The organism is Haloplanus sp., from assembly GCF_028275055.1.
GTDB lineage: Archaea > Halobacteriota > Halobacteria > Halobacteriales > Haloferacaceae > Haloplanus.
Genome location: NZ_JAQCNJ010000056.1, coordinates 40,668 through 50,463, shown reverse-complemented (window position 1 = coordinate 50,463; position 9,796 = coordinate 40,668). Strand labels below are relative to the sequence as shown.

At 66.3% G+C, this 9,796-nt stretch carries 10 protein-coding genes; 5 read left to right on the top strand and 5 right to left on the bottom strand.

The window, feature by feature from the left end; translation table 11 throughout:
- The 3 genes from Q0925_RS07700 to Q0925_RS07690 form a co-directional block, all read left to right on the top strand.
- A partial coding sequence (locus Q0925_RS07700; RefSeq protein WP_299333667.1) for a glutamine amidotransferase-related protein occupies nt 1-352 on the top strand: 352 nt, incomplete at its 5' end.
- 103 nt (nt 353-455) lie between these two features.
- Nucleotides 456-2,363, top strand: coding sequence for a DUF2070 family protein (locus Q0925_RS07695; protein ID WP_299333664.1), 1,908 nt, complete (start codon nt 456-458; stop codon nt 2,361-2,363).
- Between the two features lie 279 nt (nt 2,364-2,642).
- The gene (locus tag Q0925_RS07690) at nt 2,643-3,758 is read left to right on the top strand and encodes a DUF373 family protein (RefSeq protein WP_299333661.1); all 1,116 of its coding nucleotides are present in this window, start codon (nt 2,643-2,645) and stop codon (nt 3,756-3,758) included.
- Here Q0925_RS07690 and Q0925_RS07685 read toward each other — a convergent pair.
- On the bottom strand, nt 3,755-4,597 hold the full coding sequence (locus tag Q0925_RS07685) for a polyprenyl synthetase family protein (protein ID WP_299333658.1): 843 nt from the start codon (nt 4,595-4,597) through the stop codon (nt 3,755-3,757). The two genes, Q0925_RS07690 and Q0925_RS07685, sit on opposite strands and share 4 nt — an antisense overlap.
- Before the next feature lie 623 nt (nt 4,598-5,220).
- Nucleotides 5,221-6,393 carry a helix-turn-helix transcriptional regulator gene (locus tag Q0925_RS07680; protein WP_299333655.1) on the bottom strand — a complete coding sequence of 391 codons (1,173 nt, stop codon included), beginning with the start codon at nt 6,391-6,393 and terminating at the stop codon, nt 5,221-5,223.
- A gap of 126 nt (nt 6,394-6,519) precedes the next feature.
- Between Q0925_RS07680 and Q0925_RS07675 the strand changes: the two genes are divergently transcribed.
- On the top strand, nt 6,520-7,857 hold the full coding sequence (locus Q0925_RS07675) for a DUF7096 domain-containing protein (protein ID WP_299333652.1): 1,338 nt from the start codon (nt 6,520-6,522) through the stop codon (nt 7,855-7,857).
- A gap of 41 nt (nt 7,858-7,898) precedes the next feature.
- Nucleotides 7,899-8,354, top strand: a complete 456-nt coding sequence (locus tag Q0925_RS07670) for a type IV pilin (protein WP_299333649.1) — start codon at nt 7,899-7,901, stop codon at nt 8,352-8,354.
- On the opposite strand, the gene Q0925_RS07665 is transcribed toward Q0925_RS07670, so the two are convergent.
- From Q0925_RS07665 to Q0925_RS07655, 3 genes are all read right to left on the bottom strand, one after another.
- Entirely contained in the window at nt 8,323-8,946 is a 624-nt protein-coding gene (locus tag Q0925_RS07665; protein WP_299333646.1) for a methyltransferase domain-containing protein, read from the bottom strand. The genes Q0925_RS07670 and Q0925_RS07665 overlap by 32 nt on opposite strands.
- Nucleotides 8,947-9,002: 56 nt before the next feature.
- On the bottom strand, nt 9,003-9,182 hold the full coding sequence (locus Q0925_RS07660) for a hypothetical protein (RefSeq protein ID WP_299333643.1): 180 nt from the start codon (nt 9,180-9,182) through the stop codon (nt 9,003-9,005).
- Nucleotides 9,183-9,479: 297 nt separating this feature from the next.
- On the bottom strand, nt 9,480-9,746 hold the full coding sequence (locus tag Q0925_RS07655; RefSeq protein ID WP_299333640.1) for a thioredoxin family protein: 267 nt from the start codon (nt 9,744-9,746) through the stop codon (nt 9,480-9,482).
- Nucleotides 9,747-9,796: the final 50 nt, after the last annotated feature.

Genomic DNA, 9,796 nt, shown 5'->3' with positions numbered 1-9,796 from the left:
CGTGCCGGTCCTTGGCATCTGTCTGGGGATGCAGATCATGGCGACCGAACTCGACGGGGCGGTCGGCTCGGGTGACTACGGCGGCTACGCCGACGTCGACGTCGACATCGTCGACGACGAGGATCCGGTCGTCGGCTCGCTCGCCCCGGAGACGCGGGTGTGGGCGAGTCACGCCGACGAGGTGACTGCGCTGCCGAGCGGCTTCACCCACACCGCGACGAGCGACGTGTGTGACATCGAGGCGATGAGCGATGCCGACCGGGGGTTGTACGGCGTGCAATGGCACCCCGAGGTCGCCCACACGGCCGAGGGTGAGGAACTGTTCGGGAACTTTATCGACCGTTGTCGGTGACGATGCCGGTCGGTCGGTCGGCGTCGGGCCGCGGTCGAGGGGTTACGGTTTGCGTCGACACGAGGGGAGAGATTTACCACGCCGGGTCGCGTCGGACCCACCGATGACAGCCACCCAGTCCGACCTCGCCGGGCTGTCGCGGTACATCTTCACCGCGCCGCGGTGGTACTCCAGTCTCGGCTTCGCGTTGATCATCGCCGCGATGACCGGTATCGCCGCCTTCGACTCGGGGACCGGTTCGCCGACCGTTCGCAACCTGCTCATTTTGGGGCGGGACGCGTGGCAGGGAATCTTTTTCATCGGCCTGCCGACGGTCATCGCGTCGTTCGGCACGACCGGCGTCGACCGGTTCGTCGGCGGGAAACTCACGCCGAACCGGTCATCGTTGCTCGCGCTGCTCTGTGAACTGATCCTCGTCGCCATCGTTACCGGAGCGGGAGTCATCGCACAGGTCACACCCCTCGGACAAACGTTCGTTTACGACGCGCTGGTGGTTGCGTTGGCCTCCGTGTTCGCCTTCCGTCTGCTCGTCGTCATGGCGGTGTCCCAGTCGTCATTGTTGATCGCCGCCGTGCCCGCCAGCCTTCAGACCGCCGTCTCCGCCGTGTTCCTTTTTATTTACAGCGGCACCGTCCGGTTTTTCGAACTCGGGGGACCGCTCCTCGACGCCTATCTGACGCCGTATCTCTCGCGGGCCTCGGAGGCCCCGCCGGAACTGTGGGTGATCGGCCCCAATCACTTCCAGTTGCTCGCCGTCACGTGTCTCATCTACGCCGCCGCAGTCTACGTGTTTATTCGAGTTATCGACCGCCCGTGGCAGCGGAGTCTCGGGGTCTCCGTGCTCGACTTTATCGGCGGGTTCATCGGACACGTCGCCGAGGGGTCACGCGAACTCGAGGATTTCTTCGAGAAACTCGGCGAGGAGGCGGTCGTCCCGGTGACGGTGCTCGCCTTCCGTCGTCCCGACGGCACGCAGAAGGCGCGATTCGTTCTGCCGATGATCCACCCGGGTCCGATGGGCGAAATCGGTGGTGGAAACTTTCCCGTACGCGTCGCCAAACACACCGATGGGCTGGTCTTTCCCCCACACGCCACCGCCGGTCACGACTTCAACCTCGTCACCGAACGCGAGGTGGACACTATCCTCGACGCCGTCGACGCGGCACAGGACCGCCTCACCTACGACGCGGCGGCGACCCGGAGCACTCGAACGGAGTCGGGCGAGGCGACGATGCTCGGCCAGGCGTTCGGCGACGACGCCTTGCTGGTTGCCACCTACGCGCCGGGGTTCGCCGACGACGTGGAGTACGGCGTTGGCCTCTCGGTCACGGCGGAGGCACGCACGACCGGGCTCGACGACGTGTTGTTGATCGACGCCCACAACTCGAACGACGGGCTGGAAGGCGACGACCTCGGCCACGTCACGCCGGGCAGCGAGCGGGCGTTCGATATGCTTACCACGGCCAGGCAGGCCGGCCGCCGGTTGGCGGAGCGGCCGGCCGGCCCGATCCGACTCGGGGTGGCATGGGACCGGACCGAGTGGGACGCCATCGACGGGATCGGACCGCTCGGCGTCCGGGTCGCTGTCGTCGAGGTCGACGGGCAACACACCGCGTACATTCTTGTCGACGGCAACAATATGGTGCCCGGGCTTAGGGGGCGAGTCGTCGAGTCGGTGACCGCCGACGAACCGATCGACGTGGCGGAGATCATGACGACCGACACCCACATCGTCAACACGGTCGAGGCTGACAACCAGGTCGGCGCGGCAATCGACCACGGGGCGTTCGTCGAACTGATCGAGCGGCTCGTGTCGGAGGCAGTTGACGACCTCGGACCCGTCGAGGCGGGGCTGGCGACCGAGCGCACGACCGTGACGGTGTTCGGAAACGACCGCACCGAGACGCTCGCGAGCCACGCGAACGCCGTCGTCTCGATGGGCGGAGCGTTCGCCGTCGCGATCATTCTGACAGCGATGGCGGCCAGCCTGCTGGTCTTTGTGCTCACCTAGCGGCGTGGTTCCCCGTCGACGGCGCCGCGACCCGACCCGGACACGGGGGCCGGAACTCGACGTGCTACCCGGCGGTTGTCACGCGCCACTCGCCGTCGTGGTCGTGTCACAGGCAAACCGAGCGGAACGGGACCGTTCGGAACGGTCGCAGCGGCCCAAGCAGGGATGAGCCGTGTCGATCCGCACCCCACACCCGGTGGCACGCTCACGAGGGAGCAGCGACACCTCGCGGGGACGGATGCCCGAAAACAAAAATAACCCGACGGCGTACTTGCGGGCGTGCTCCTGGTGCTCTGTGTCGACCTGGACGATGACCTCGGCCGCAAGACCGGGCTGGAGACGCCGGTCGTGGGGCGGGAGGCGGTCGAGGACGGCGCTGTGGCCCTCGCGACGGCCGATCCGGAGGACTCGGACGTGAACGTTATGTTTCAAGGGTTGCACGTCCTCGACAGCCTCCGGGCCGACGAGAACGAACAGGTCGAGGTGGCGGCGGTCACCGGGATGCAGGGAAGCGAGGTGCGGGCGACACGGGCCGTCGGCGACGAGGTGGATACGGTGCTTGCGAGGCTCTCGACCGGCGAGTCCGTCCGAGCCATCGTCATCACCGACGGCGCACAGGACGAGTCGGTGCTCCCGGTCATCCGGTCGCGGGTTCCCATCGACAGCGTCCGTCGGGTCGTCGTCCGGCAGGCACAGGATCTCGAATCAATGTACTACACCGTCAAGCAGGTACTTGCCGACCCGGAAACCCGCGGGACGCTTCTGGTCCCACTGGGCATTCTCCTGTTGATCTATCCGTTCGTTACGATTGCCACCTTCTTCAACGTCCCCGGGGCGGCCGTTATCGGGCTTCTCTCGGCCCTCCTCGGGCTCTACACGCTGTTCCGGGGGTTGGGGCTGGAGTCGACGGTCGACGAGGCCGCAGACCGTGCGAGAAACCTCCTGTACGCCGGTCGGGTGACGATCATCACCTACGTCGTCGCGGCGGCGCTGCTTGTCGTCGGTGGTGTGGAGGGACTCGGACTGTTGCGCACCGTCAGAGCCGGACTCGGCGGGTCGCCATCGGCGGTAACGGTGCTTGCGTCGCTGGTCAACGGGGCGATCCGGTGGTTCGCCGCCGCCGGGATCACCAGCAGCCTGGGGCAGGTGACCGACGAGTACCTCGCCGACCGATTCAAATGGCGCTATCTGAACGCCCCGTTCTACGTCGCCGCCATCGCGGTCGTTCTGTACGCAGTGACGGGGTTTCTGCTCCCGCCGGTCCCCGGCGTGACACCGCTTACACTCACCGACCTCGCGATTGCGCTCACCGTGGGAACGCTGCTCGGCGTGTTGAGCACGCTCACGTTCGCCATCGCGGAGTCGCGGTACCCGACGGGCGCCGATCCGGCTTAACGCTCCCTGACGACGACAAACTCGGCGAGATCCTGCAGGTACTCCACGGCGTCGACGTTCCGCGTCTCGGCGGCCTCAAGTGCCGAGAGCGCACGCTCCGACTCGTGGCGTGCCCGGTCGTTTGCCGCTTCCGGAGAAACGTCGGTTACCTGTACCAGCGAAGGGCGGTCCATCTCGGCGTCCTGTCCCGTGGGCTTACCCAGGTCGCCGGCGTCGGCCGTCGCGTCAAGCACGTCGTCTCGGATCTGGAACGCGACGCCGACCCGTTCGGCGTAGTCACCCAGCGACTCGACGGTGAACGCGTCGGCGCCGCCGGCGACCGCGCCGAGTTCCGCAGCCGACCGGAATAGCACGCCCGTCTTCCGGCGCGCGAGTGTCATGTACTCGGCTTCCGTCTCCGGGCGGTCGACCAGTTCCGTCGCCTCACCTTCGCCGAGTTCGACCATCGCCTCGGCGACGATGCGCATCGCGCGTTCGTCCTGTGAAAAAAGGGCGAACGCCTCGCCGAGGAGGCCGTCGCTGGCGACGATAGCCGGGCCGTAGCCAAACGCCTCCCACGCGCTCGGCGTGCCGCGGCGCACCGCCGACCGGTCGATGATGTCGTCGATCACCAGCGAGGCGTTGTGGACGAGTTCGACCCCGACGGCGAAGTCGACCGCGTCCTCCGGAGTTCCACCGACCGCCTCGCAGGTGAGCACCGTCACCGCCGGCCGGACCCGCTTGCCGCCCGCCAGCGCGACGTGTTCAAGCTCCGCCGCGAGTTCCGGCGGTTCGACCGCCTCGACGAGCGATTCGAGGCGATCGTTCACCAGCCCGATCCGGCGATCCAGATACTCCATCGCCCGGCAGAAAGGACGGGCGAGTCAAGTACGTGACGGCTCGCGGCGAGAGACGGGGCTGCCGTCCGGTCCTGCGGTCCCCGTGTCTCTCGCCGTCGGTTCACGCGCCGAACCCGTGGTCGGTTCGGACCTCCGCTCGTCCCCGGTGGTGAACACGAGCGTCTGCTGAGCGGCCGTGACGGGAGGGTCCTGTGCCCGCTTGATTGGCTCTCGGTTCGGTGGCGTCTCTGCCGGCCCGTCATCGGAGGTCACTGCGTCCGGATCGGTGTCTGTGTCGGCGTCGGCGTCGGCGTCGGGGGTCACCATGCCCGTGATGGTGCGGTCGGAGGTGACCGCGGAGTGGTCGACACCGAGGGTGTCGAGTCCGGACGGCGACCGCCGGTTGTTGGGCCTACCGGATTCCCCACAGACCGGCGTATCCTATGTCGTTGCTCCCGGTCTGAATCCTCGACATGGCGGGTGGAGAGGCGGCCGTGAACGTCTCGGCGCCGCCCTCGGGGTCGCACCGGAGGGACGCCTCACCGCAGTCGGCCTGTGATCGTCATCGGTCGCTCGCCCCGTTTCGGAACGGTCTGCGGGGGCAATCCCGACCGCGCCGTGGCCGTCATTGTCGGCCCGGCCGGTCAGGGCTTCTCGTCGGGCAGCGAGATAAGGTTCTCGCGACCGAGACGAAGCTTTTCCACCCGGCCGTCCTCGGCCATCGCCGAGAGCAACTGAGACACCTTGGCGTCCGACCATCCGGTCTCCCGGACGATCCGGGCCTGCTTCATCCGGCCGCCGTTCTGGTCAAGGAGGTACTCAACGCGTTCCTCGTCGGAAAGCAAGGATAGGTCGACGTTGTTCTCGGTGTCCTCGGCGGCGTCGTCGGTTGCGGCCGCCCCCGCTCCGTCGGGGCCCCCGTTCACGTCCGTCCCGGCGGCGTCGCCGTCCGGATCGGAAACGGAGGCGGAACCGGATCCCGGCGGGTCGACATCCGGGGAGCGCGCTGTCGGGCCGGTCGGGGGGGCGTTGTCACCACGGTACCGCCGGGCGTACGCGACGGCGGCAAGGAGAAAGACCCCTACGACCGCAACGCCGCCGATCAGCGGCCACGGCGGGTCGGAGGGGTCCTCAACCGTTGCCTGCTGATACGAGATAGTGAGTGGATCCCGGAAGGTATGTCGACCGTCGATAACGACGGAGCCGTTGTCGAGACCGAACCGAGTGTCGGTTACCTGGTACCCATCAGGTGTCTCTATAACCAGCCGTTGGCCCGGTTCGATCGAGGTGAGCCACGTCCGGTTGCCGGGCATCAACACGGCGTCTCGGATGACGAACCCATCGCCGGCGTCGGTGACGAAGTTCGTCCACGTGAAAGAAAGCGAGAGAACGCCGGTACCGTTCCGAACGGTGGCGTTGCGGGTCGGGCGGACGATTTCCATCTCTCGGTCGGCGGCCTGACCGGCCTCGCCGGCGAGGGTGCGAAAGAACTCTGTCCCGAGGCCGATGTCGGTATCGCCGGCCTCGAAGCGCCGCCCGTACCGGTTGAACGCCCCGCGGTCGGTCTCGTCGGAGAGGTTGTATCGGATCGAGATGGTCCACCGGGCGTCGCCGCCGGGATCGGGGGCAATGTGAATCTCGGTGAGGACTGGTGTGTCGATGCGAGTGGGGGACGGACCGACGAGGGCCGGGCGGTCGGCTGGCGTCGCTGTGACGCCGGCATCGGGGGGTGAGGACCCGGCTTCGGCGGCCGTCGCCGCGGGGAGTGTTCCCGCGAGGAGGATCAGGACGGCGAGGAGGGTCGCAGCAAGCCGCATTATGTGGTGGGTCTCGATGAGGCGGCAAAACGCTTTCTATCGACTCAGAGTACCTGCCGACGTGGGAACGGTCGCGAGATGACCGGGAAGGAGGGTTTTAGTATGGTGGGGCTGTATCGTCGGGCGATGAGAGCCCTCCCCGTTTTGATAACAGCCCTTCTCGTTCCCGTGGCTGCGGTTGGGGCGGTCGGCGGGTTCGGTGGGACCACACACACGGATCCGGCGGAGCCGCCACCCCAAGCGGTCGCCGACGAGCCTGTGGTTGCACAGACAGAGGGAAACGGTAGCCTCAGACAGATCAACGTACTCGGCGTGTCACAGCCGAGGGTCGAGCGCTCGTCGGTCGAGAGCCATTACGTCGACCTCGGCTCTGGTGTCGGGCTGTCGACGAACGCGACCACCGACCGACTCCAAACGCTTGCGATGGTCGAACGCGTCGAAGCCGCCGAGACGACCACGGAGCGACGGGAGCGCCTCCGAGCCGCATTCCGGTCGTTCGAGGCGGATGTCGAAGACCTCGACCGTAGGCAGACGACGGCGATCCGGGCGTACAGCCGGAACGAGATTGGCGCACAGAAGCTGCTCGTCACCCTCGTCCGTATCAGCGCCGTGGCGGAGGAGTTCAACACGCGCAGGGCTCGGTTGGAGGCACTGGCCGCCGAGACGCCGGGGATCGAACTCAACCGGGGACGGTTGGCGTCGATCGGGAATCGCCTCTCGGCGTTCACCGGACCGGTTCGGAGCCACGCCGCGACGGTGTTGCGCGGCGGGGCCGGGCCCACTCGCTTCTACCTCGCCACCGGGGCCGAGAGCATCACGATGACCGCCATCGTCGACGGGGAGTACCTCCGAGAGTCGTACCGTGGCGACCTCAGAAACGGTGGGGGCGACGCCATCGAACTCGAGGTGGCACTTGACATTGTCGCCGCGAGCTACCCGATCATCTGGAACACGACACGCGAGCAGACACAGGTGTTCGGCGGCGGCGGAACGCATCCTGTGCGCATCGCCCACAGCCGTGGTGATCTGACCGCCTTTGTCGACAGCGACGCCCGTGTCCTCTACGCGGAACACCAGCGCCGTCCGCTCGACTCCGTTGTCACCGACAACCGCTTCGAGCGGTCGGACAACGGGATCCGGCTCTCGGCGAACCACACGTACCCTGGCGGTCCCGTACTGATCCAAGCGGTCGACGAGTCGACCGGTGAGCCGGTCGACGCCGACGTATCGGTGGCGGTCGGGTCCGGGGAGGCAACATCGATCGGAGCCACGGGTGACGACGGCAGCCTCTGGACGCTCTCGCCGAACCGGCAGTACACCATCGTCGTCGAGACGCTGGGCGAGTCGGTCGAGTTGGTGATCGTGCCGGGCGCGACGCCGGGAGTCGAGCGAGTGACCGCTAGCGGCGGCACGGGGCAGACCGGTAACACGCCGGCAGCGATGCCGACGGCGTCGGCCGGCTGAACGCCGACGTTTATATGTGGTGACGCGGCCACCGGTGACCGATGGTCGACCGCACAGCACCGGTTTCGCTCCTGATCGCCGCCGCCCTCGGTACCGCCGCCGTCGCCGTCGCCCTCGGTACGCTCCCCGGCCCGCCATCGGTCGCCGCCGTCACGCTCTCGGTCGACGGGGAACGGATCGTTCTCTCCAACCGCGCCGGCGACTCACTCGACGTGCGTCGCCTCAACGTGGTGATTCGTGTCGATGGAACGCCGCTCCGCCACCAGCCCCCGATACCGTTCTTTTCGGCATCCGGATTTCGCCCAGGCCCGACAGGCCCGTTCAACGCCGCCGCCGACCCGGTGTGGGAACCGGGCGAGCGGGCGTCGCTCCGGGTCGCGTCGACGAACCGGCCGACGGTCCGGGCTGGCGACCGCGTGACAGTCGACCTCCGGTACGAGGGAAGACGCCTCGTCCGTCTATCGGCTACCGCGTCGGAGCGCGGGCGAGCGTTGTGATGGCGATTTCCGGGTTGTACGATGGACCCATTGTTACGTGTTGAACGTCCTCGAAGCCGGCATCGGCGAACATGCGGTCGGCCTCCACCTCGTCATAAAAAAGCATGATCGCGTCGGCAAGCCGTTGGAACACCGAACTGTTCGGGTAGTTGGGGCCGACGACGAGTACCGGACCGCCGGGTTCGACGACACGGCGGAACTCCTCGAGTGCGTCGACGGGATTGGGCCAGTATTCGATCGATCCGGACGACCAGATGGCGTCGAAGCTGTTGTCGGCAAAGGGAAGCCGCTCGGCGTCGCCACGATGGAAGTTCACCGTGTCTGTGCGGCCGAACTTCTCGAAAGCCTTCTCCATCTGGTGGATGCTCTGATCGAGACCGTAGACGTCGTCGGTGTATTCGAGGAGTCCCTCGGTTCCGAAGCCGGTGCCACAACCGACATCGAGTACCCGGTCGTCCGGGTCCAGATCAAGGAGTTCCAACGCCTCGGCGCGCATTTCCTCGTTCCAGATAAAAGGGTTAACCTGGTCATACACCTTCGAGAGGTACTTGTAGAACAGGCGTGCCCGGGACTTGCTTTCGAGGATACCCATTTAAACCCTGATTGGGGTTCGATCGGCATAACGGTGAGGATTCGGCAGGCGTCGAACTACCGGAGTCGGTCGAGGGACCGGGCGGTTTCCCAGTCGATCGTAAGCCATTCGGTTGCGAGAGAATCGGTACCAGGAGCGAACACCGTCAGTTCCGATGGATCCGCGGGGTCATCGAAGAGACACTCCAGTTCCGGGTTCTGTGCCTCGGCCGGCGAGGGCAGATCGGTCGTCTTCATTTAGTTGTGACAGCGCACGCAAAGCGGCCCGTCGGACCGGTCACCGTCGCGGGGAGCGATTTCGCCACAACCGGGACACCGGAACCGTGACCGAACGTACTCCGTGTGAGAAGCGATACGAGTTGTGGTGTCATTTCGGCTCATAGCACAACATACGTCTGGTAAGATAAATAATTTCGGTACGCGTGTATCTTTTCGGGCGATCGAACTGATTCTCTGGTGTATCCGGAAGAGAAGCGGACGGTTCGGGACCGTCGGTGAACACGCTCGTACGTCGATCCGGTGTGGAACGACGGCTCAGGCGCCGGCGCGTTCAAGCGCCTCTTCGATGTCGGGTCGTTGGGTGACGCCGACGAATCGGTCGACGACGCCCTCGTCGTTCTCGACGACAACCGTCGGGAGCGACTGGACCTGGTAGTCGTTGGCGGTGTCTTGGTCGGCGTCGACGTCGATTTTCTCGAGTTCGACATCACCGTAATCGGCCACCAGTTCCTTCAGAATGGGGTCCTGTGCGTCACAGGGACCACACCAGTCGGCGTAGAAATCGAGCAGTCGGACGGTCATTGATCCGTCGTCGGCTTCCGGACGGGCGCTGATAAGCGTTTGCCAACCGG

What these genes read in the sequence shown, in the direction of transcription:
- Q0925_RS07660 (WP_299333643.1), bottom strand. Translation starts at nt 9,182, where the DNA reads ATGAAGACGACCGATCTGCCCTCGCCGGCCGAGGCACAGAACCCGGAA.
- Q0925_RS07675 (WP_299333652.1), top strand. Translation starts at nt 6,520, where the DNA reads ATGAGAGCCCTCCCCGTTTTGATAACAGCCCTTCTCGTTCCCGTGGCT.
- Q0925_RS07670 (WP_299333649.1), top strand. Translation starts at nt 7,899, where the DNA reads ATGGTCGACCGCACAGCACCGGTTTCGCTCCTGATCGCCGCCGCCCTC.
- Q0925_RS07685 (WP_299333658.1), bottom strand. Translation starts at nt 4,597, where the DNA reads ATGGAGTATCTGGATCGCCGGATCGGGCTGGTGAACGATCGCCTCGAA.
- Q0925_RS07665 (WP_299333646.1), bottom strand. Translation starts at nt 8,946, where the DNA reads ATGGGTATCCTCGAAAGCAAGTCCCGGGCACGCCTGTTCTACAAGTAC.
- Q0925_RS07680 (WP_299333655.1), bottom strand. Translation starts at nt 6,393, where the DNA reads ATGCGGCTTGCTGCGACCCTCCTCGCCGTCCTGATCCTCCTCGCGGGA.
- Q0925_RS07695 (WP_299333664.1), top strand. Translation starts at nt 456, where the DNA reads ATGACAGCCACCCAGTCCGACCTCGCCGGGCTGTCGCGGTACATCTTC.
- Q0925_RS07655 (WP_299333640.1), bottom strand. Translation starts at nt 9,746, where the DNA reads ATGACCGTCCGACTGCTCGATTTCTACGCCGACTGGTGTGGTCCCTGT.